Raw genomic sequence first — 20,269 nt, 5'->3', positions numbered from 1 at the left:
CACGGGTGCTTTGGGGCATGGGTTGGGTGCGATTCAACAGCGTTGCAGGAGTGGAGTTTTAGACATTCCACCCGTATGGAGCAGTGAAGTGACGTTATTTCCCTCCGTCGCCCCCGAATTTCCTCCTTGTGAGTGAGTCCTGGTCAGGCGCGGCTGTTGTCGGATTCCCCCGATCGGAGTCGCAACCAGGACACCACCGGTCTCGTTGGTTTGTGTGCCAGCACGACGGATTGATAGGTGTTCAGAAAGGCAGCAGCAATGCTCAAGAAGTCCTTTGCCGGTGTCGGCGTCGCAGTGGCCGCTTTCGCGGCGACGGTCACCCCGGCGATGGCCATCGGCAACGCGGACGGCATGGCCAGCTCCGTGGAGGGCCCGGGCGGCACGAACGTCACCGGCACCTGGGGTGACGACAGCCCGAACTTCCACTTCCTGGACAACCCGAACATCTGCCTGCCGGAGATCCACCACGTCCAGGTCGGCCTCGTGCCGGTCCAGGCGGACGTGCCGATCGGCAACCAGCAGCTGCACCAGACCTGCAACGTCGGCCAGGCCACCCAGTCGACGGGCGACGGCGCGCTGTCGCACCTGGTCGGCTGATCGGCCCGCCGCAGCAGGGCAGTACCCGCAGTACCCCGCAGTACGACCTGACTGATCTGAACCAACTCACCAGGAGAAATCCCGTGATCAAGAAGTCCCTGGCCGCCGCCGGCCTCGCCGCCACCGCTCTCGCCATGTCCACCGGCACCTCTTTCGCCATCGGCGACGGCGACGGCGCGGCCTACTCCACCCAGGGCGCGGGCGGCACCGACGTCACCGGCACCTGGGGCAACGGCAGCCCGAACTTCCACACCGCGGACAACCCGAACGTCTGCCTGCCCGAGGTCCACCACGTCCAGGTCGGCCTCGTGCCGGTCCAGGTCGACGTGCCCGTCCTCAACCAGCAGGGCCACCAGATCTGCAACGTCGGCCAGACCACGCAGACCTTCGGCGACGCGCCGCTGAGCCACCTGATCGGCTGACCTTCCCCGATCGGAAACCGATCGGCGGGTCCCGCCTCACCCAGTCGGAAAGAAACGAGAACCACCCCATGCTGAAGAAGGCTCTCGCCTACGCCGGCGTCGCGGCCGCCGCGATCGCCGCCACGGCGACGCCCGCCTCCGCCATCGGCGACGCGGACGGCTCCGCCGTGTCGACCCAGGGCGCCGGCGGCACCAACGTCACGGGGACGTGGGGCAACGACAGCCCCAACTTCCACTTCCTGGACAACCCGAACATCTGCCTGCCCGAGATCCACCACGTGCAGGTGGGCCTGCTGGTGCCGGTCCAGGTGGACGTGCCGGTCGGCAACCAGCAGCTGCACCAGGTCTGCAACGTCGGCCAGGCGACCCAGTCCACGGGCGACGGCGCGGCTTCGCACCTGGTCGGCTGAGCACCACCCTGACCCTCCACGTTTCACGAAGCAGGGCCCGGGAGTCTTGGACTCCCGGGCCCTGCTTGGTTGTTCCGTCTCGGCTGCCACGCAGGGCTGCGATCAACCGTTACGCAGCCACTGCGCCACCTCGGTGCCCCAGTAGGTGAGGATCTGCTCGGCGCCCGCGCGGCGGATCGAGATGAGGGTCTCCATGATCATCCGGTCCCGGTCGATCCACCCGTTGGCGGCGGCGGCCTCGACCATCGCGTACTCGCCGGACACCTGGTAGGCCGCGACCGGCACCGGGCTGTGGTCGGCGACCTCCCGCAGCACGTCCAGGTAGGCCATCGCGGGCTTGACCATCACCAGGTCGGCGCCCTCGGCGACGTCCAGCTCCAGCTCGCGCAGAGACTCCCGGGCGTTGGCCGGGTCCTGCTGGTAGGCCTTGCGGTCGCCCTTGAGGGAGCTGCCGACGGCCTCGCGGAACGGGCCGAAGAACGCCGAGGCGTACTTGGCCGTGTAGGCGAGGATGGACACGTCCTGGTGCCCGACCTCGTCCAGCGCCTCACGGACGACCGCGACCTGACCGTCCATCATGCCGGAAGGCCCGACCATGTGGACCCCGGCGTCGGCCTGCACGCGCGCCATCTCCGCGTAGCGGAGCAGGGTCGCGTCGTTGTCCACGCTGCCGTCGGCCGCGAGGACGCCGCAGTGACCGTGGTCGGTGTACTCGTCCAGGCACAGGTCGGACATGACCACGAGCTGGTCCCCGACCTCGGCGACGACGTCGCGGATCGCCTGCTGCAGGATGCCGTCCGGGTTGGTGCCCTCGGTGCCGGTGGCGTCCTGGACGGCGGGAATCCCGAACAGCATGATGCCGCCGACGCCCGCGGCGGCGGCCTCGTTGGCGGCCTTCTTCAGGGTGTCGCGGGTGTGCTGGACCACGCCGGGCATGGAGCTCACCGGGACCGGCTCGGTGATGCCCTCCCGCACGAACATCGGCATGATCAGCTCGGCGGGGTGCAGACGCGTCTCGGCGACGAGCCGCCGGACGGCGGGGGTGACACGCAGTCGCCGGGGGCGGATGTACGGACTCTCGATTCCCATGACTACGTGCTCCTTCTGCAGTCTCTCAGGTGGCAACACCTAGGGGCGCGGGGACCGCGCGAGAAACCCCCCTGTGCGGACGGCCCTGATCGTTGAGGACCATCTGCTCATGGGTGGCTTGTCGCGCGGTTCCCCGCGCCCCGGAAAACGTTAGCGGGCCTTGCGTCGCGACCCGGGCCGCCGCTCGGAGGGGCGGTAGACCGGCTCGCCCGCCTCGCGTGCGGCGTCGCGGCGGGCGCCGCCGAACTCCGCCAGCGCCTCCGCGAGCGCGTGGACCGAGGGAGCGGGCGCGAGAACGTCGACGCGGAGGCCGTGCTCCTCGGCCGTCTTCGCCGTCGCCGGGCCGATGCAGGCGATGACGGTCACGTTGTGCGGCTTGCCCGCGATACCGACCAGGTTCCGGACCGTCGACGACGAGGTGAAGATCACCGCGTCGAAGCCGCCGCCCTTGATCGCCTCGCGGGTCTCCGCCGGCGGCGGCGCCGCGCGCACCGTGCGGTAGGCGGTGACGTCGTCGACCTCCCAGCCGAGCTCGACCAGGCCGGCCACGAGCGTCTCCGTGGCGATGTCCGCGCGCGGCAGGAGCACCCGGTCGATCGGGTCGAAGACCGGGTCGTAGGGCGGCCAGTCCTCCAGCAGGCCGGCGGCGCTCTGCTCGCCGCTCGGCACCAGGTCCGGCTTCACGCCGAAGTCGACCAGCGCCTGCGCCGTGGTCTCGCCGACCGCGGCGACCTTGATGCCCGCGAAGGCGCGGGCGTCCAGCCCGTACTCCTCGAACTTCTCGCGCACGGCCTTGACCGCGTTGACCGAGGTGAACGCGATCCACTCGTAACGGCCGGTCACCAGGCCCTTGATGGCGCGTTCCATCTGCTGCGGGGTGCGCGGCGGCTCGACCGCGATGGTCGGGACCTCGCTCGGGACGGCGCCGTAGCCGCGCAGCTGGTCGCTGAGCGCGCCGGCCTGGTCCTTGGTCCGCGGGACGAGGATGTTCCAGCCGAAGAGCGGCTTGGTCTCGAACCAGGAGAGCTCCGCCCGGCGCTCGACCTGCTCGCCGACGACGACTATCACGTTGCTCGCCGGGTCCACCGGGGCCGAGACCGGCGACGGCAGCACCTTGGCCGCCTTCAGTTCCGCCGCGATCGTCCCGAGCGTGCCGCACCAGGTGCGCTGACGGGTCGTGGTGCCCTCCAGCGTGATCGAGACGGGCGTCTCGGGCTTGCGGCCGTGGGTGACCAGCGCGGCGGCGGTCGCCGGGACGGAGCCCAGGACCGTGCGCACGACGAGCGTCGACTCGCAGGCGCCGAGGTCGGCCCAGGCCGACTCGGCCAGCAGACCGCTCGCGTCGACGAAGCGGACGTCCGCGCCCCGGGCGCCCGAGCGCAGCGGGACGCCGGCGTAGGCGGGGACACCGACGGACTGGGCGACACCGGGCACGACCTGGAAGGGGACGTGCGCCTGGGCGCAGGCCAGCATCTCCTCGGCGGCACGGCCGTCGAGGCCCGGGTCGCCGTCGACGGTGCGCACGAGGTGCTTGCCGCCGCGGACCGCGCCGAAGAATCGGGAGACCGCGGCGCCGCCGTCGCCGCCGAGCACGCCGCCCTCGTCGAGGACGAAGGCGTCGGAGGCGTCGGCGGCCGGGTGCACCTCGACCCGCTCCGGGCAGTGGGCGCGGACGGCCGCGGCGGTGAGCGGGTCGGCCACCAGCACGTCGGCCGAGGCGAGCACCTCCACCGCGCGCAGCGTCAGCAGGCCGGGGTCACCGGGGCCTGCACCCAGGAAGGTGACCTGGCCGACGGGACGGCGCGGGGTGTCGGGACTGGCGGTGGGGCTCACTTGGCTCGCTCCCCCATGAGGCCGGCCGCGCCGGCGGCGAGCAGGCGGGCGGCGAGGCCGCGTCCCAGCTCGTCGGGGGCGTCGTTGCCGGTGGTGGACATCTGCACGACGGTGGCACCGTCGACGGTGCCGACGACGGCCCGCAGCGCGAGCCCGTCGGCCTGGGTGGTGGCCAGCGCGCCGACCGGCGCGGAGCAACCGGCCTCCAGCGCGGCCAGCAGGGCGCGCTCGGCGGTGACGGCAGCCCGCGTGGGCGCGTGGTCGAGGACGGCCAGAGCGGCCGCCAACTCCGGGTCGGCCGCCGAGCACTCGATCGCGAGGGCGCCCTGCCCGGGGGCGGGCAGCATCACGTCGGTGTCGATGACCTCGGTGGCCTCGGCGAGGCGGCCGAGGCGGTTCAGGCCCGCGGCGGCGAGGACCACCGCGTCCAGCTCGCCGGAACGGACGTAGCCGATGCGGGTGTCGACGTTGCCGCGGATCGGGACGGTCTCGATCGCCAGGCCCGAGGCGGAGGCCCAGGCGTGGAGCTGCGCCATGCGGCGCGGGGAACCCGTGCCTATGCGGGCCGGGTGGGCGACGTCGCCCTTCTCCAGCAGCTCGGCCAGCGTCAGCCCGTCCCGGGCGACGAGCGCGTCGCGCGGGTCCTCGCGCAGCGGGACCGCGGCCAGCGTCAGGCCCTCGGGCGCGGCGGTGGGCAGGTCCTTGAGGGAGTGCACGGCGAGGTCGATCGTGCCGGCGAGCAGCGCGTCGCGCAGCGCGGAGACGAAGACGCCGGTGCCGCCGATCTGGGCGAGGGCCTCGCGGGAGGTGTCGCCGTAGGTGGTGATCTCGACCAGCTCGACGCGGCGGCCGGTGGCGGCGGCGACCGCCTCGGCGACCATGCCGGACTGGGCCATCGCCAGCGCGCTGCGCCGGGTGCCCAGTCGCAACGGGGGGAGCTCTTCGGTGGGGAGGCTTCCGGAGGATGGGGGCACGTTCGTGCCCGTCTGACCCGTCATGAGATCATCCTGGTAGTGCTGACGGCCTCAACGGCCATGGGATCGAGGTCGAACAGTTCGCGCAGCGCCTCGGCGTAGGAGGCGCCGCCCGGTTCCCCGGCCAGCTGCTTGACGCGGACGGTGGGCTGGTGGAGGAGCTTGTCCACGACGCGCCGGACGGTCTGCTGGATCTCCGCGCGGGTGCGCGTGTCCAGGCCGGGGAGGCGTCCGTCGAGGCGCTCCAGCTCGGCGTTGACCAGTTCGGTGGCCATGGCGCGCAGGGCGACGACGGTCGGCGTGATCGCGGCCGCGCGCTGGGCGGCACCGAAGGCGTCGACCTCCTCACCGACGATGCGGCGGACCGCGTCGACGTCGAGGGCGCCGGAGTCGGCGTGCTGGGCCGCGGTGGCGAGGGTCTCCAGGTCGACCAGGTGGACGCCGGGGAGGGCGTGCGCGGCCGGGTCGACGTCGCGGGGCATGGCCAGGTCGAGCACGGACAACGGGCCCGCGAAGGCGCTGCGCTTGTCGGCGGCCAGGGCGAGGTCCTCGGCGGTCAGCACGATCCCGGCCGCCCCGGTACAGGAGATGACGACGTCGGTCTCGGCGAGCGCCGCGCCGACCTCGCTGAAGGGGACGGCCCGGCCGCCGAGCTGTTCGGCGAGGCGTTCCGCCTTCTTCTGCGTGCGGTTGGCGATGACCAGTTCGGCGACCCCCTCGCGGGCGAGGGTGGCGGCGGCGAGCGAGCTCATCGAGCCGGCGCCGACGACCAGGGCTCTGCGTTCGGCGACGGGCCCGGCGACGGCGGCGATCTGCTCCAGGCCGAAGGTGACCAGGGTCTGGCCGGCCTTGTCGATCGAGGTCTCGCTGTGGGCGCGCTTGCCGACCCGCAGGGCCTGCTGGAACAGCTCGTTGAGGCCGCGCGCGGCGGTGTGCTGGTCCTGGGCCAGGTGCAGCGCGTCGCGCAGCTGGCCGAGGATCTGGCCCTCGCCGACGACCATCGAGTCCAGGCCGCAGGCCACCGAGAAGAGGTGGTGGACGGCGCGGTCCTCGTAGTGCACGTAGAGGTGCGCGGTGAGCTCGTCCAGGGCGACCCCGGAGTGCTCGGCGAGCAGCGTGGACAGCTCGGCGACGCCGGCGTGGAACTTGTCCACGTCGGCGTAGAGCTCGATGCGGTTGCAGGTGTTCAGCAGCGCGGCCTCGGCCACCGGCGTCGCGGCGGCGGCGGCGTGCAGCAGCCGGGACGGCTGGTGGCCCGTCAGCGCGGCGCGCTCCAGCAGGCCGACCGGGGCGCTGCGGTGGCTCAGTCCCACGACCAGCAGGCTCATCCTGCGGCCTCCTCGAGTTCGGTGCCCTCGGAGACTACTGCGGCAGGCTGTGCGGCCGGGACCTCCGCGTCGGCGTCGTCGAGGTCGTCGCCGGCCTTGCGCTGCTCGTGGAAGGCGAGGATCTGCAGCTCGATGGAGAGGTCGACCTTGCGCACGTCCACGCCGTCCGGCACGTTCAGCACGGTCGGGGCGAAGTTGAGGATGCTGGTGACGCCGGCCGCGACCAGGCGGTCGCAGACCTGCTGGGCGGCCACGGGCGGGGTGGTGATCACGCCGATGGAGACCCGCTCGGAGCGGACGATCTCCTCCATCTCGTCGGTGTGGCGCACCGGGAGACCCGCGACGAGCTGACCGGTGAGGGCGGCGTCGGCGTCGAGCAGGGCGGCGACGCGGAAGCCGCGGGAGGCGAACCCGCCGTAGTTGGCCAGCGCGTGGCCGAGGTTTCCGATGCCGACGATGACCACGGGCCAGTCCTGGGTCAGGCCCAGCTCGCGGGAGATCTGGTAGACGAGGTACTCGACGTCGTAGCCGACACCGCGGGTGCCGTAGGAGCCGAGGTAGGAGAAGTCCTTGCGCAGCTTCGCGGAGTTGACCCCGGCCGCGGTGGCCAGCTCCTCGGAGGAGACGGTGGGCACCGAGCGCTCGGACAGGGCGGTGAGCGCGCGCAGGTACAGCGGCAGCCGGGCGACCGTCGCATCGGGGATGCCCCGGCCCCGGCTGCGACGGTTGCCCGCAGCGGGGTTCGGGTTGTTCTGAGTGGATCGGCCAGTTGCCACGGTGCTCCTGTGGGTGAAGCTGGGCTGCGAACGCCAGGCTATGTCTTTGTGAACGCGTGCACAAAGATGGTGTCCGTTTTGTCCGGCAGGAGTGACACGCATCACGCCCATTCCCTCCGAGCCGCGGGACCGGGGGCGGGAACGCCGTACGGTACAGCGCACGGTACGGCGTACGCACCGGGCGTCACTGGAGCCGTCGGCGGCGCCGCAGGGAGGGCGGCCGGCAAGACGGAACGATTCTGCGTGTGCACCGCGGCCGACCGACGGCGCAGCTTCGGCCACACCGCCCGCTGCGCCCCCTCGATCATCGCCCGCACCGGCTCGACGCCTCCGGCCGGCGTGCCGAGGCAGCACCTGAGCAGCCGCGCGGTCGCGCGGGCGTCACCGAGGGCGGTGTGCGCCGGGAAGTCCGGCAGCCCGAACGCGGCCGTGCAGGCGCCGAGCGACCGGCCGGGCAGCTGGTCGCCGAGGACCCGTCCGGCGAGCGCCATGGTGCACAGCGTGGGGGCGTCCGGCACGGCCACCCCGATCCGGGCGAACTCCCGGACCAGGAAGCCCAGGTCGCAGGTGACGTGGTGGCCGACCAGGATCCGGCCGCGCAGCAGGTCCGACAGGTGCGGGGCGATCTCACGGAAGTTGGGGGCGCCGGCCACGTGCTCCTGCGTGATGCGGTGCACGGAGGTCGGCCCGACCGGGCCGCCGGGGTCGACCAGGGTGCTGAACTCGGCCTCGACGCGCAGCAGCGGGTAGTCGAGCAGGACCACGCCGACCTCCACCACCCGGTGGCGCCAGGGGCTGCGCCCGCTCGCCTCGACGTCCACGACGGCGAACCCGCGAGCGGGTGGCGGCATGGACGGGGGCTGCACGGGGGGCTCCTTCCGGATCGTCCCCCCGCGGCACAAAACCCCTTGATGGTAAGCGCACTAACGGCACATGGCTAACTCGTTACAACGGGGCGAACCAGACATTTCTTCCGGCTGTGCGCCCAATCGTTATGCACGCTCAGGCTCCCAGCGCCTTGCGCAGGCGGGCCGGGTCGACTCTCCAGAAGTCGTGCTGCTTTCCGTCGATCAGCGTGACCGGGATCTGCTCCCAGTACCGGCGGAAGAGCTCCTTGTCCTCGTTGATGTCCAGCTCCTCGACGGAGAAGCCCAGCTCCTCGGAGAGCGCGAGAACGACGGCACGGGCGTCCTCGCACAGGTGACAGTCGGGCTTGCCGATCAACGTCACCACGTGGTCGGCGGGCTGCTTGGTGCTGCGACGCGGAAGGAGAGGAGCCATGGAGCCATTCTGGACCGCTCCGGGCGCACAGAGTTAACGGCCGCTCCACGCAGCGGATACGAGTTTCCGGCCGGTATCTGGCTATGCTCGCGGCATGGCCAGGCAGCGGAACACCACGCGACTCGCGGGCGAAGCGTCCGCGGATGCAGCCGCGGAGCGGGACCGGTCGGAGCAGGAGCTCCCGGTCGACGCGCAGGCGGGCGCGTTCTTCGACTGCGACAACACGATCATGCAGGGCGCGGCCATCTTCTACCTGGGCCGGGGCCTGTACAAGCGCAAGTTCTTCTCCAGCCGCGAGCTGGCCCGCTTCGCCTGGCAGCAGGCCTACTTCCGGCTGCACGGCGCGGAGAACGCCGGGCACATGGCGGACGCCAAGGAGAGCGCCCTGTCCATCGTGCAGGGCCACCGCGCGGCGGACCTGGAGGCGATCTGCGAGGACGTCTTCGACGAGTTCATGGCCGAGAAGATCTGGCCGGGCACCCGCGCCCTGGTGCAGATGCACCTGGAGGCGGGCCAGCGGGTCTGGCTGGTCACCGCCGCACCGCAGGAGGCGGCCCGGGTGATCGCGGCCCGGCTCGGGATGACCGGGGCGCTGGGCACCGTCGCGGAGACCATCGACGGCGTCTACACCGGCCGCCTGGTCGGTGAGCCGCTGCACGGTCCCGCGAAGGCCGAGGCGGTCAAGGCGCTGGCCGCCCGCGAGGAGCTGGACCTGGCCCGCTGCGCGGCCTACAGCGACTCGGCGAACGACATCCCGATGCTCTCCCTGGTCGGCTACCCGTACGTGATCAACCCGGACTCCGAACTGCGGCGCCACGCCCGGCGCAACGGCTGGCGGGTGCGCGACTTCCGCACCGGCCGCAAGGCGGCCAGGGTCGGCATCCCGGCCGCGGCCGGCCTCGGCGCGGCCGCGGGCGGCACGGCGGCCGCCGTCGCCATCTACCGCAACCGGCACCGCTGAACCGCGCTTTCGACGCGATGAGCGCCCTGCGTGCCAACTGACCGGTTCTGACCGCTCGCTGCTCGCGCGTTTGCGCGGGATTCCCCCGCCACGGCTCCGGGAAGCTCCCGGAATCCGGTCAGCCCCGGCATGCCCTGGGTCAACTCCGACCACCGGTGCGCCAACTGACCGAGGCATAGTCGGTCACATTCTGCCACTGAGGGGTAACAGATGTGACTGAAGCGGTGAATTTGGCAACAGGGTGTAGCTGTTGTTGCACGAAGCGTTATCCTCGTGCAGCGGTCCCCACCCTGCACGTCACAGTCCTGCCTCTGGGAGTCCCGTGTACTCACACGTCCGGAACGACGCCGGCCTGGCCCTGCTGCGCAGCCTGGTGCGCCGGGAGCAGTTGCTCCCTGTGCCCGTGCTCGCGGTCGCGGGCGGCCCGGTCGTCGCACCTCTCGCGCCGCTCCCGACGCCCGTCGTGCTGCGCACCAGGACCACGGCCGGCGCACGCCCGGGCGGCGCGGCAGGTGCGGGCGGTACCACGGGGACGGGTGGTGCCGCGGGGACGGGCTCCGGCTGGGAGAGCCCGGCGGGCAACCCGATCATGGCCCTGGTCGAACGCGCCCAGGACGGCGACGGCGAGGCCTTCGGCCAGCTGTACGACCACTATGCCGACACGGTCTACCGGTACATCTACTACCGGGTCGGCGGCCGGGCCACGGCCGAGGACCTGACCAGCGAGACCTTCCTGCGGGCCCTGCGCCGCATCGGCACCTTCACCTGGCAGGGCCGGGACTTCGGCGCCTGGCTGGTCACCATCGCGCGGAACCTGGTGGCCGACCACTTCAAGTCCAGCCGCTTCCGGCTGGAGGTCACCACCGGGGAGATGCTCGACTCCAACCAGGTCGAGCCCAGCCCCGAGGACTCGGTCCTGGAGTCGCTCTCCAACGCGGCCCTGCTGGAGGCCGTGCGCCGGCTCAACCCGCAGCAGCAGGAGTGCGTCACCCTGCGTTTCCTTCAGGGGCTCTCGGTCGCGGAGACGGCACGGATCATGGGCAAGAACGAGGGCGCGATCAAGACCCTCCAGTACCGCGCGGTGCGCACCCTCGCCCGCCTGCTGCCGAGCGACGCCCGGTAGCGCCCGATGAGCGGTGGTAGAGCCGGGGGTGGAACCGGCGGCCGTGCTGACGCGTGCGTAACCCTCCCCTCCCACAATCGTTGCGCAGGATGCAAGGCCCAATTCCGGGAACTGCTTCACCCTTTCGGGTGGATCGTGGCGCGACGGTGCAACCTGCCGATCGGCCGAACAGTCGATAACGTCGAGAGGAGGTGCTGCCCATGACAGCGAACGTGCTGGAGTTCCGTCGGGCGAGAGCCTTCGCCGACGCCGTGGATGCCCGGGAGGCCCGGTTCGACGAAGAGCCCGGCGAGGGCGAGGGACAGTACGACCATATGCTCGCCATGGTGACCTCGTTGGCCACCATGTCGTGCGGCGGGACAGCGGGGCCTAGCCTGGACCCACAGGTCCGGCTCACACAACGCGCCCTGCTGGTCGCCGAGTTCGAGCGTGCCTTCGCGGGCGGCGGTGGCGCGGCCACGGTGCCCGCCCAGCGCTCGCGCCGCGGCTCCCACCGCGCGGTGCGCCCCGCGGCGCTGTGGCCGTCCACCCGTTGGGGCCGCCGCCTCGCCGTCGGTGGCCTGGCCTCGATGATGGCCCTCGGCACGCTCGGCGGCGTGGCCGCCGCCGCCACGAACTCCCTGCCCGGGGACTCCCTCTACGGCATGAAGCGCGGCCTGGAGGACTGGCGGTTCAACCTCGCCGGCTCGGACGAGGAGCGCGGCAAGCTGCTGCTCGACGAGGCCTCCACCCGCATGGACGAGGCCCAGCAGCTGATGAACCGGGGCGACGCCGCGGGCGCGCGCCGGCTCAGCCCGCAGACGATCCGGGACCTCGACCGCGCCCTGTCCGACATGAACGCCGAGGGCAAGCGCGGCCGGGATCTGCTCAACGAGATCTACCGGCGCAGCCATTCGCTGGCCCCGCTCCAGCAGTTGGCGGGGTTCGCGGCGGTACAGAGCCGGGCGCTGGACGAGATCGAGCCCCAACTGCCGGACCAGCTGGACCCGGTGGCCACCCAGGTGCGCGGCCTGCTCTCCGGGATAAGGCAGGAGGTCACCCCGCTGCTGCCCGCCCAGGCGGGCGGTGCGTCGGCCACCTCTCCGGACGGCGGCGGCTCCGCGTCCCCGTCGGCGGGCTCCGGCAACGTCAACGCGCCCTCCGGGCCGACGACGTCCGGCACGGGCACGACGAAGAGCGGCGCCTCGCCCACGCCCTCCGGCCAGACCACGTCCGGCACGGGTTCGCTGGTCGGCGGCACCGGCCTCGGCAGCGTCGGCGGCCTGCTCGGCGGTTCCACGCCGTCCACGGCCCCGTCCGCGTCGCCGAGCGCGTCGCCGTCGGACTCGGGAGGCAGCGGCCTGACGATCCCCCCTTTGGTCGGGGGCTTGCTGCCGGGGATCGGGATCGGGGTCTCGGGCAGCTGAGTTAGTTGCACTATCCAGGGGCGCGGGGAACTGCGCGACAAGCCACCCTGAGTGGTAGGACCCCGAACGGACGGGGCCATCCGCTCGTCAGTGGTTGCTCGCGCAGTTCCCCGCGCCCCTGAGCGCTCCGCGCCTCAGAAGAACACGGAGCGGCGCTGCACCAGCATCCGGTAGAGGGTGTGCTGGATGGTCTCGCGGACCTGGTCCGTGAGGTTGAACATCAGCATCGGGTCGTCCGCCGCCTCCGGCGGGTACGCGTCCGTCGGGATCGGCTCGCCGAACGAAATGACCCACTTGGTCGGCAGCGGCAGCGCGCCCAACGGGCCGAGCCACGGGAAGGTCGGCGTGATCGGCACGTACGGCAGGCCCAGCAGCCGGGCCAGCGTCTTGGCGTTGCCGATCATCGGGTAGATCTCCTCCGCGCCCACGATCGAGCACGGCACGATCGGGACCCCGGCCCGCAGCGCGGAGGAGACGAAGCCGCCCCGGCCGAACCGCTGCAGCTTGTAGCGGTCCGCGAACGGCTTGCCGATGCCCTTGAAGCCCTCCGGCCAGACGCCGACGATCTCGCCGTTCTCCAGCAGCCGCTGCGCGTCCTCGTTGCACGCGAGCGTGTGCCCGGCCTTGCGGGCCAGCTCACCCGCGCCCGGGAGCACGAAGACCAGGTCGGCGGCGAGCATCCGCAGATGCCGGCCGGCGTGGTCGTGGATCGCCACCTGCGTCATCAGCGCGTCCAGCGGCAGCACACCGGAGTGGTTGGCGACGACCAGCGCGCCGCTCTTGGCGGGCAGGTGCTCCGCGCCGTGCACCTCGACCCGGAAGTACTTGTCCGCGAGCGGGCGCATCAGCGAGAGGAAGACCTGCTCGGTCAGCTCCTGGTCGAAGCCGAACTCGTCGATCTCGTAGTCGCCGGTGAGGCGCCGCCGCAGGAAGGCCAGGCCGTTGGCGGCGCGCTGCTCCCAGCCGTTGCCGAGCAGCCGGCCCGCGACGCCGCCCAGCGGCCCGGACAGCGCGTTGCCGACCGCCTGCGCGACGGACTCGGCGACGCCGCCCTCGGGGGCGGTGGCCCGGGTGGCGGCGTGCGCCTGCGGGGCGTCCGAGGGCGGCTCCTCCACCGGACGGGCCGCGGGCACGCCCCGGCGCTTGGTGATGGGGATGACCTTGGCCTCGCGCTCGTCGCGCCAGGCCTGCTCCCGGGCCGAGCTCATCCCTGTGTCCTCTCGATCGTGACGGGCAGCGTGCGGGCGACGCGGTCGGTCCACGCCGCGACCCGCGCGGGCGGCAGCAGGCCGGGGCCCTGCGCCGCGCCGAGGCAGGCGAGCGCCTGCTCGGTGGTGAAGGCGGGCGTGTAGCCGAAGGTCTCCCGCAGCAGCGTGGTGTCGACCACCCGGCCGTGCGTCAGCAGCCGCAGCTGCTCCGGGGAGAAGTCCAGCAGCCGGGCCTGCCGGGCCAGGCCCGCCATGAAGCTGACGGCCTGGAGCAGCACCGGCACCGTCGGCTTGCCGAGGCGGCGCGCGGCCTGCGAGAGCAGCATCACGCCGTCGCCGGCCACGTTGAACGTGCCGCTGTTGGTGGTGCCGCGGCGCGGGTCGAGGGCGGCCAGGCGGAGCACCTCCACGGCGTCGTCCTCGTGGACGAACTGCAGCCGCGGGTCGAAGCCGAGGACGGTCGGCAGCACCGGCAGCGCGAAGTACTCGTTCAGGGGCGTGTCCGCGTCGGGCCCGAGGATGTTCGCGAAGCGCAGCACGCCCACGGCGACGTCGGGCCGGCGCCGGGAGAAGCCGCGCACGTAGCCCTCGACCTCGACCGCGTCCTTGGCGAACCCGCCGGTCGGCAGCACCTTGGGCTGCATCCGCTCCTGGAAGACGGCCGGGTCGCGCGGCGCGGAGCCGTAGACGCTGGTCGTGGACTTCACCACGAGTCGCTGGACGCTCGGCGCCTTCTGCACCGCGGCCAGCAGCTGCATGGTGCCGATGACGTTGGTCTCCTTGACCGCGCCACGGCTGGTGGAGCCCAGGGTGGTGGTGCTGACGTTGAGGTGCACCACGGTGGTGACCTGGTGGTCGGCTATCACCCGGGCGACGACGGGGCGGCGGATGTCCGCGCCGACGAAGGTGTAGGGCGCGGCGCCGCCGATCGGGTGGGAGGGCGGCTGCACGTCGACGCCGACGACGTGGTCGACACCGGGCTGGTCTCTGAGGACCTGCGCGAAACGGCTGCCCAGATGCCGACCCACCCCGGTGACGAGAACGACGTTTCCCACGACGCCTCAGCCCCTCTCCTGCAGCGCGAACGGGCAAACCAAAGCCGCCCGCACCAGACAGTACTGTCGGTGCGGGCGGCAGGACACCTTCGGCGTGGCCGAGTGGTGTTACTTCTTGTTACGACGCTGGACGCGCGTGCGCTTGAGAAGCTTGCGGTGCTTCTTCTTGGCCATACGCTTGCGGCGCTTCTTGATGACGGAACCCATGGGAACCTCACTCACTGGACTAAACCCGCGAGTGCGGGTAACCGGGTCCAAACGATTGATGGAGGCCAACAGACTACCGAAGTCTGCTCGCGAAACGTAATTCGGCCCGACGACCGCCACGCGGGAGGACGCCGGGCCGAACCACTCACAGGATCGTGCTGTCGTTCTCCTACGCGGTCTCCCGTCCCACGTAGGAGTCGCGGAGGTAGTCGTGCACCGCCTGCTCGGGTACCCGGAACGACCGCCCGACCCGTATGGCAGGCAGCTCGCTGCTGTGCACCAGGCGGTACACGGTCATCTTCGACACTCGCATCACCGAGGCGACTTCCGCCACGGTGAGGAAGTTGACCTCGTTCAGAGGCCGCTCTCCAGACGCCATGACAACACCGCACCTTCTCCGTGTGACGGGCACCGGCTTCCCCTCCGGTGACTTAAGCCAGCACACGCGTATCCCCAGAGTAGTTGCGGGTGGTACGGGTGGGAAGGGGGAGAAGGGCCCCGGGATTACTGAGACAGACCAGCCAGTTGCAGTACGTAGGCAGTCGGCAGTCTGTAGCAGTCCGGACGCAGTCCGTCGTCGATCGGCACCGACACCTCGACCTGCCCCTCCTCCTCCCCCACGAACACCGCCGGGTCGTTGCTGTCCGCGAAACCGGCGGCCCGCACGCCGAGGCGGCCGGCCCCGCAGATCCACCCGTGGTCGCCGAGGACCAGGTCAGGCGGGGTCTCGCCGCTCTCCGCAAGCGCGGCGAGGGCGATCCGGACGGGCTGCGGGGAGTGCGTGTGGGCGGGTTCGCCCGCGGAGCGGGGGCCTTCGTTCTGCTTGGTTGACGCGGGCCCTTCATACACCACGAGCACGCCGACGTGCCTGCGGTAGTCAAGCCCGCGACGGCGCGGACCCTCCGGCGTGTGCATCGTGAAGCGCGCCCCGCGCGCGGGCGTACGCGTGGCGCAACCCGCTGCGCGGAGCGCGCGCCCGAAGGCGTCGTACATCCGCAGCAGCCGGGACGGGTGTCCCGTGCCGAGCAGCACGTCGCCCTTGGCGGCCGCGGTCTCCCCGAGGACGCGGGCGAGGCGCTCCAGCGCGTCGGCGGTCAGCTCCGGGTCGATCGTGTCCTGCCCCTGCCGGTGGAACCGGTCGGGGCTGACACCGCAACGGCGGGCCATGAGCGCCAGGAGTTCGCTCTCCCTCCACGCGCCGAGCGGGTCGAGCCCGAACAGGACGTCGGGATCACGCTTCGCGAACCGGCCGTAGTTGCGGAGGTTCCACTCGCGGGAGGTGGCGACCTCGCCCGCGAGGCGGGTGGAGAGGAGATGGGAGACGAGTCGGTCTCGGGACACGGGAGCCATGCGACCTCCAGGGGCGCGAGGAACTGCTCAGTCAACTGCGTGCGCGAGCGACCAACGGCGTGCGGACGGGCCCTGCGCGCGCCGGACCATCCGCATGTGGGTGGCCTGTCGCACCCATACAGGGGGCGCCCCCGGCCGAAGGCCGGGGGAGGAGCCGCACGGGCAGAGCCCCGCACCCCTGGGGCGGTGCACCTGTGGTGCGGCTAGAGCAACAGCCCGTGGTGCGGGAAGACGGCCTTGCGGGTGGCGAGGATCGCCTGGTCGACGCGGTCGGCCGGGTCGTAGCCGGCGTCGAAGTCCTTCCAGGTCGCGGCGAAGCCGTCCGTCATCCGCTGCGGGGCCGCCGTGTTGGTGAGGGCGCGCACCTCCGCGCGCCAGCGCTCGGGGGTCTCGCTCTCCGGGGCGATCGGGTGCCCGGCCGACAGGGCGACCAGGTGGGTCCACGAGCGCGGCACCACGTCCACGACGGCGTAGCCGCCTCCGCCCAGGGCCAGCCAGCGGTCCTCCGCGTGCTCCGCGGCGAGCTCTCGGATCGCCGTCATCACGGACCGCTGCGCGTCCAGGCTGATGGCCAGGTGCGCGAGCGGGTCCTCGATGTGGGTGTCCGCGCCGTGCTGGGAGACGATCACCTGCGGGCGGAACTCCGCCACCAGCGGCGGGACGACCGCGTGGAAGGCGCGCAGCCAGCCCGCGTCGCCAGTCCCGGCGGGCAGGGCCACGTTGACGGCGTAGCCGGGCGCGCCGCCGGTCTCCTCGGGCCAGCCGGTCTGCGGGAAGAGGGTGCGCGGGTGTTCGTGCAGCGAGATCGTCAGGACCCGGGGGTCGTTCCAGAAGACCTTCTCGACCCCGTCGCCGTGGTGGACGTCGACGTCGACGTAGACGACGCGCTCGGCGCCGAGTTCCAGCAGCCGGGCGATCGCGAGGGCGGCGTCGTTGTAGACGCAGAAGCCGGAGGCCTGCCCCGGCATCGCGTGGTGCAGGCCGCCGGCGAAGTTGACGGCGTGCCCGCCCTCGGCCCAGACCGCCTCCGCGCCGGCCACGGACTGGCCCGCGATCAGCGCGGACGCGGCGTGGATGGCCGCGAACGCGGGGTTGTCCTCGGTGCCCAGGCCCCGGGCCGGGTTGGGGATGCCCGTCGCGCCGACGGCCTCGACCGCGGTGATGTAGCCGGGCTCGTGGACCAGGCGCAGCGTCGACTCCCCGGCGGCCGGAGCCGCCAGCACCCGCACGTCCGGAAGGGCGTCGAGGCCGAAGGCCCGCACCAGATCCATGGTGAGCCGGAGCCGGACCGGGTCCATCGGATGGCCCGGCCCGAAGTCGTACGTCGTGAGGGCGTCGTCCCAGAACAGCCGCGTGACGGTCATACCGCCACGGTATCGGCCGCCGGCTCCTGGACCGCGCTCGGCCCGAAGGCCTTGCTGACGGCGAAGACCGACAGGATCAGCACCATCGGCACCAGCATGGCGACGCGGTAGCCCATGGCTCCGGCGAGGCCGCCGACCAGCGGGGCGCCGACGAGGAAGCCGACGTAGTTGAAGATGTTGAGGCGGGCCACCGCCGCGTCGGAGTCCTTGGGGAAGAGCCGGCCTCCGGCCGCGAAGACCTGCGGGACGATCACGGAGATGCCGAGGCCGACGACGGCGAACGCGGCGACCGCGATCCACGCGCCGGGCGAGAGGGCGACCAGCAGGAAGCCGACGGCGCAGACGGCCGCGCCGAGGCGGACGGTGCGGACACTGCCCCAGTTCTGCACGCGGGAGTCGCCCAGCAGGCGACCGACGAGCATCACGACCATGTACGCGTTGTACGGGACGGTCGTCATCTGGTCGGAGCTGTGCAGGCCCTCCTGGAGGTACTTGGCGGCCCAGTTGGAGACCGTCGCGTCGCCGATGTAGGCGACGCACATGGCCAGGCAGAGCGGCAGCAGCGGCTTCCACGGGATGGACCGGTTGGCGGCCTCGGTGGCCTCCTCGACCGCGTGGCCGAGCTCGTCCGGGCCCGCGTACCAGCGGCCCGCCACCAGCACGGAGGCGGCCACGACGACGCCGACGGTGCCGAACATGGTGAGCAGGCTCAGCTTGAAGTGCACCTGCGTCCAGGCCAGCGAGGCGCCGATGATGCCACCGAGACTGAACGCGGCGTAGAAGGTCTGCATGATGCTGCGGCCGTAGCGGTGCTGCAGGGCGACCGCGGACATGGCCTGGCTGGAGTCCAGCCCGCCGACGGCCAGGCCGAAGGCGGCCAGCGCGACGGCGGCCTCCCACATCTGGTCGCCGAGGCCGACACCGAGCAGGGTGAGGCAGACCAGCGGCTGGACGATCCGCAGCACGGCGCGCGGCGAGGTCCGCTTGACCACGTACTCCATGGAGATGGAGCCGGCGCCCGCCAGGATCGGCACGGCCGCCAGGAAGACCGGCAGCAGCCCGTCACTGATCTTGTACTGGGTCTGGATGCCCGGAATCCGGGTCACCAGCAGCGCGAAGACCGCCCCCTGGGCGACATAGCTGAAGAGCAGAGCCCTGCGGGCCTGCCGCAATCTGGGCGTGGTCTCGACGTCTGCTGTGGTCATGGGATTCCTACCGGCCGGTATCCGAACAGGTTGGCGCGAGCGTACGGACTCACGGGCGGCAACGGAACCCCCGTCCGAGGATTGCTCATCTTTTGGAACCGATCGGCAAGCGACTCGAAAGGCAACCCGTGCCGAACCACGTCGTTCCGGGGCAGAACGGTCCGGAAACCCTACGGTTGAGCGCATGGGTATGGCTACGCGTCTCCGTCTCCGTTCGCCCGGCCGCGCCCCGGGGGCGACGGACCCGGTCGCCCAGGCCCTGCAGGCCCTCTTCGGCGCGGCGGAGGTCGCCCCGACCCTGATCAGCGAGCGGCTGCTGGAACGCGTGCCGGTGCACCGGCTCCAGGAGTCCGTCGACGCGCTGCGCGAGCGCCACGGCGAGCTGCGGCAGGTACGGCGGCAGAAGGACCTGCACCTGCTGGTCTTCGCGGCCGGTGCGGAGCTGGTCTGGGCCCGCCTGGACGGGGACGGGCGCCTCGCCTCCTTCGTCACCGGCCCCGGCGCACTGACGGCCCGCTCGGCGGCACGGACGACCGTCCCGGTGCCGCGCAGCGAGGCCCCGACGCTGGACCTCGCGCCCAAACCACGGCCCGCGCCGAAGGCGGTGCCGGCACCCGCGCCGGTGTCCGCGAGGCTCGTGCCCGCGCCGACGCCCGCGGCCGCGCCGGTGGGCCCGCCCGTCGCGACGTCGACCGCCGCGGCCGCCGCACCCGTCGTGCCGTCCGGGCCGAAGCCGGCGGCGGTGGCGCGGCTCCAGCGCGTCGTGCTCGCCTACGCGGCGGCGACGGCCGCGGAACTGACGTTCCCTTGGCTGACCGACAGCGCCACCGGCTGGCTGCTGATCCTGGCCCAGACGCCCGCCTTCGCCTGGTACGTGCTGCGGACAGCGCCGACCTGGGCGCTGCCGCCCTGGTTCCGCTCACTGCCGGTCGCCCCGGCGGTCGTCGCGGCGCTCGCCTTCGGCCACGTGCTCGGCGCGGGCCTCGGGTGGGGCCTGCCGGGCCTGCCCGAGACCGGGCTGTGCGTGGGCGTGACCGGCCTGGCGGTGTGGACCTGGCAACGGTCCCGCCCGGTCCCGGGCGCCCCCACCGCGCACCCGCTGCAACTGCGCTCGCCGTTGCGTGGCGGCACCTTCGTCTGCACGGAGGCCGGCGGCCCGGCGGTCAACCGCTACGCCGACGCCTCCCTCTCCCCCGGCGGCGACCGCACCGCCCGCTACGCGGTCGACCTGGTCCAGCTCGGCGAGGGCCCGCAGTGGCGCGGCCGCCGCGCGCTCGGGCTCGCGCCCGCGACGAACGAGCGCTACGCCGTCTTCGGCCACCCCGTCGTCAGCCCCGTCGACGGCGTGATCCTGGCCGCGGTCGACGGCCTGCCCGACCACCCGCCGCTGGCCGCGTCCGCGAACCACCCGGACGGCAACCACGTGCGCATCGGCACGGATCGTGGCGTGGTGGTCCTCAGCGGTCTGCGCGAGGACTCCGTCCAGGTCCGCCGCGGCCAGCACGTCGCGGTGGGGACCCCGCTGGGCTCGGTCGGCAACAGCGCGGCCGGCCCGGAACCCGCGCTCCGCCTCCGCGCGGAGAGCAGCGTGGGGTTGGGGCTCCCCTTCCGCCTCACGGAGACCCGCGGCGACCTGCACCGGGGCAAGCGGATCAGCATCGGGGACTAGGGCCAGTCGCA

Annotated in this window: 21 protein-coding genes; 7 read left to right on the top strand and 14 right to left on the bottom strand. The window is 72.4% G+C overall.

What is annotated here, in order from left to right:
- Positions 1-237: 237 nt before the first annotated feature.
- The 3 genes from ABH931_RS17925 to ABH931_RS17915 all read left to right on the top strand — a co-directional run bounded on the left by ABH931_RS17925 (position 238) and on the right by ABH931_RS17915 (position 1,429).
- Positions 238-597, top strand: coding sequence for a rodlet layer protein (locus ABH931_RS17925; protein WP_370114356.1), 360 nt, complete (start codon positions 238-240; stop codon positions 595-597).
- A gap of 83 nt (positions 598-680) precedes the next feature.
- Positions 681-1,019: a rodlet layer protein gene (locus ABH931_RS17920; RefSeq protein WP_370114354.1), complete on the top strand. Its 339-nt coding sequence runs from the start codon at positions 681-683 to the stop codon at positions 1,017-1,019.
- A gap of 68 nt (positions 1,020-1,087) precedes the next feature.
- Entirely contained in the window at positions 1,088-1,429 is a 342-nt protein-coding gene (locus ABH931_RS17915) for a rodlet layer protein (RefSeq protein ID WP_370114352.1), read from the top strand.
- A 102-nt stretch (positions 1,430-1,531) separates the two neighbouring features.
- Here the strand turns inward: ABH931_RS17915 and hemB are convergent, their stop codons facing one another.
- The 7 genes from hemB to ABH931_RS17880 form a co-directional block, all read right to left on the bottom strand.
- The gene (hemB, locus tag ABH931_RS17910) at positions 1,532-2,518 is read right to left on the bottom strand and encodes a porphobilinogen synthase (protein ID WP_370114350.1); all 987 of its coding nucleotides are present in this window, start codon (positions 2,516-2,518) and stop codon (positions 1,532-1,534) included.
- Positions 2,519-2,668: 150 nt separating this feature from the next.
- Entirely contained in the window at positions 2,669-4,351 is a 1,683-nt protein-coding gene (locus ABH931_RS17905) for a uroporphyrinogen-III synthase (RefSeq protein WP_370114348.1), read from the bottom strand.
- Positions 4,348-5,349 (bottom strand): hydroxymethylbilane synthase, encoded by a 1,002-nt coding sequence (gene hemC, locus ABH931_RS17900; protein WP_370114346.1) that lies wholly within the window; start codon positions 5,347-5,349, stop codon positions 4,348-4,350. The genes ABH931_RS17905 and hemC overlap by 4 nt, the downstream gene beginning before the upstream one ends.
- Complete coding sequence (locus tag ABH931_RS17895; RefSeq protein WP_370114344.1) at positions 5,346-6,653, bottom strand: glutamyl-tRNA reductase; 1,308 nt, start codon at positions 6,651-6,653, stop codon at positions 5,346-5,348. Before ABH931_RS17895 ends, hemC begins: the two co-directional genes overlap by 4 nt.
- Complete coding sequence (locus ABH931_RS17890) at positions 6,650-7,429, bottom strand: redox-sensing transcriptional repressor Rex (protein ID WP_370114343.1); 780 nt, start codon at positions 7,427-7,429, stop codon at positions 6,650-6,652. The genes ABH931_RS17895 and ABH931_RS17890 overlap by 4 nt, the downstream gene beginning before the upstream one ends.
- A 101-nt stretch (positions 7,430-7,530) precedes the next feature.
- Entirely contained in the window at positions 7,531-8,295 is a 765-nt protein-coding gene (locus ABH931_RS17885) for an exonuclease domain-containing protein (protein ID WP_370114341.1), read from the bottom strand.
- Between the two features lie 136 nt (positions 8,296-8,431).
- The gene (locus tag ABH931_RS17880; RefSeq protein WP_370114339.1) at positions 8,432-8,710 is read right to left on the bottom strand and encodes a glutaredoxin family protein; all 279 of its coding nucleotides are present in this window, start codon (positions 8,708-8,710) and stop codon (positions 8,432-8,434) included.
- A gap of 94 nt (positions 8,711-8,804) precedes the next feature.
- Here ABH931_RS17880 and ABH931_RS17875 point away from each other — a divergent pair, with 94 nt between their 5' ends.
- The 3 genes from ABH931_RS17875 to ABH931_RS17865 all read left to right on the top strand — a co-directional run bounded on the left by ABH931_RS17875 (position 8,805) and on the right by ABH931_RS17865 (position 12,200).
- Entirely contained in the window at positions 8,805-9,671 is an 867-nt protein-coding gene (locus tag ABH931_RS17875) for an HAD family hydrolase (protein WP_370114337.1), read from the top strand.
- A gap of 322 nt (positions 9,672-9,993) precedes the next feature.
- A complete protein-coding gene (locus tag ABH931_RS17870; RefSeq protein WP_370114335.1) occupies positions 9,994-10,794 on the top strand; it encodes an ECF subfamily RNA polymerase sigma factor, BldN family in 801 nt (266 codons plus the stop codon).
- A 200-nt stretch (positions 10,795-10,994) separates the two neighbouring features.
- A complete protein-coding gene (locus tag ABH931_RS17865; protein WP_370114334.1) occupies positions 10,995-12,200 on the top strand; it encodes a DUF5667 domain-containing protein in 1,206 nt (401 codons plus the stop codon).
- A gap of 134 nt (positions 12,201-12,334) precedes the next feature.
- Here ABH931_RS17865 and ABH931_RS17860 read toward each other — a convergent pair whose 3' ends face one another.
- The 7 genes from ABH931_RS17860 to ABH931_RS17830 all read right to left on the bottom strand — a co-directional run bounded on the left by ABH931_RS17860 (position 12,335) and on the right by ABH931_RS17830 (position 18,589).
- Positions 12,335-13,408, bottom strand: coding sequence for a lysophospholipid acyltransferase family protein (locus ABH931_RS17860; protein ID WP_370114332.1), 1,074 nt, complete (start codon positions 13,406-13,408; stop codon positions 12,335-12,337).
- Complete coding sequence (locus ABH931_RS17855; RefSeq protein WP_370114330.1) at positions 13,405-14,463, bottom strand: NAD-dependent epimerase/dehydratase family protein; 1,059 nt, start codon at positions 14,461-14,463, stop codon at positions 13,405-13,407. The genes ABH931_RS17860 and ABH931_RS17855 overlap by 4 nt, the downstream gene beginning before the upstream one ends.
- Before the next feature lie 108 nt (positions 14,464-14,571).
- Positions 14,572-14,670: a 30S ribosomal protein bS22 gene (locus ABH931_RS17850; protein WP_003948845.1), complete on the bottom strand. Its 99-nt coding sequence runs from the start codon at positions 14,668-14,670 to the stop codon at positions 14,572-14,574.
- 169 nt (positions 14,671-14,839) lie between these two features.
- Positions 14,840-15,049, bottom strand: a complete 210-nt coding sequence (locus ABH931_RS17845; protein ID WP_037602249.1) for a helix-turn-helix domain-containing protein — start codon at positions 15,047-15,049, stop codon at positions 14,840-14,842.
- Positions 15,050-15,174: 125 nt separating this feature from the next.
- Positions 15,175-16,020 (bottom strand): phosphatase, encoded by an 846-nt coding sequence (locus ABH931_RS17840; protein WP_370114328.1) that lies wholly within the window; start codon positions 16,018-16,020, stop codon positions 15,175-15,177.
- A gap of 203 nt (positions 16,021-16,223) precedes the next feature.
- Positions 16,224-17,384: an acetoin utilization protein AcuC gene (locus tag ABH931_RS17835; RefSeq protein ID WP_370114326.1), complete on the bottom strand. Its 1,161-nt coding sequence runs from the start codon at positions 17,382-17,384 to the stop codon at positions 16,224-16,226.
- The gene (locus tag ABH931_RS17830) at positions 17,381-18,589 is read right to left on the bottom strand and encodes an MFS transporter (RefSeq protein ID WP_370114324.1); all 1,209 of its coding nucleotides are present in this window, start codon (positions 18,587-18,589) and stop codon (positions 17,381-17,383) included. The genes ABH931_RS17835 and ABH931_RS17830 overlap by 4 nt, the downstream gene beginning before the upstream one ends.
- 190 nt (positions 18,590-18,779) lie before the next feature.
- On the opposite strand from ABH931_RS17830, the gene ABH931_RS17825 reads away from it, so the two are divergent.
- The gene (locus ABH931_RS17825) at positions 18,780-20,258 is read left to right on the top strand and encodes a hypothetical protein (RefSeq protein WP_370114322.1); all 1,479 of its coding nucleotides are present in this window, start codon (positions 18,780-18,782) and stop codon (positions 20,256-20,258) included.
- Positions 20,259-20,269: the final 11 nt, after the last annotated feature.

Origin of the sequence: Streptacidiphilus sp. MAP12-33 (assembly GCF_041261265.1) — a bacterium.
GTDB lineage: Bacteria > Actinomycetota > Actinomycetes > Streptomycetales > Streptomycetaceae > Streptacidiphilus.
Note: the sequence above shows the minus strand (reverse complement) of the source record. Positions and strands in the feature narration are given on the sequence as shown.

Bases quoted from the DNA above. Each gene is read 5' to 3' on its own strand.
- ABH931_RS17880 (WP_370114339.1), bottom strand. From the start codon at position 8,710: ATGGCTCCTCTCCTTCCGCGTCGCAGCACCAAGCAGCCCGCCGACCAC.
- hemC (WP_370114346.1), bottom strand. From the start codon at position 5,349: ATGACGGGTCAGACGGGCACGAACGTGCCCCCATCCTCCGGAAGCCTC.
- ABH931_RS17895 (WP_370114344.1), bottom strand. From the start codon at position 6,653: ATGAGCCTGCTGGTCGTGGGACTGAGCCACCGCAGCGCCCCGGTCGGC.
- ABH931_RS17835 (WP_370114326.1), bottom strand. From the start codon at position 17,384: ATGACCGTCACGCGGCTGTTCTGGGACGACGCCCTCACGACGTACGAC.
- hemB (WP_370114350.1), bottom strand. From the start codon at position 2,518: ATGGGAATCGAGAGTCCGTACATCCGCCCCCGGCGACTGCGTGTCACC.
- ABH931_RS17840 (WP_370114328.1), bottom strand. From the start codon at position 16,020: ATGGCTCCCGTGTCCCGAGACCGACTCGTCTCCCATCTCCTCTCCACC.
- ABH931_RS17860 (WP_370114332.1), bottom strand. From the start codon at position 13,408: ATGAGCTCGGCCCGGGAGCAGGCCTGGCGCGACGAGCGCGAGGCCAAG.
- ABH931_RS17875 (WP_370114337.1), top strand. From the start codon at position 8,805: ATGGCCAGGCAGCGGAACACCACGCGACTCGCGGGCGAAGCGTCCGCG.
- ABH931_RS17825 (WP_370114322.1), top strand. From the start codon at position 18,780: ATGGCTACGCGTCTCCGTCTCCGTTCGCCCGGCCGCGCCCCGGGGGCG.
- ABH931_RS17845 (WP_037602249.1), bottom strand. From the start codon at position 15,049: ATGGCGTCTGGAGAGCGGCCTCTGAACGAGGTCAACTTCCTCACCGTG.
- ABH931_RS17865 (WP_370114334.1), top strand. From the start codon at position 10,995: ATGACAGCGAACGTGCTGGAGTTCCGTCGGGCGAGAGCCTTCGCCGAC.
- ABH931_RS17830 (WP_370114324.1), bottom strand. From the start codon at position 18,589: ATGACCACAGCAGACGTCGAGACCACGCCCAGATTGCGGCAGGCCCGC.
- ABH931_RS17915 (WP_370114352.1), top strand. From the start codon at position 1,088: ATGCTGAAGAAGGCTCTCGCCTACGCCGGCGTCGCGGCCGCCGCGATC.
- ABH931_RS17850 (WP_003948845.1), bottom strand. From the start codon at position 14,670: ATGGGTTCCGTCATCAAGAAGCGCCGCAAGCGTATGGCCAAGAAGAAG.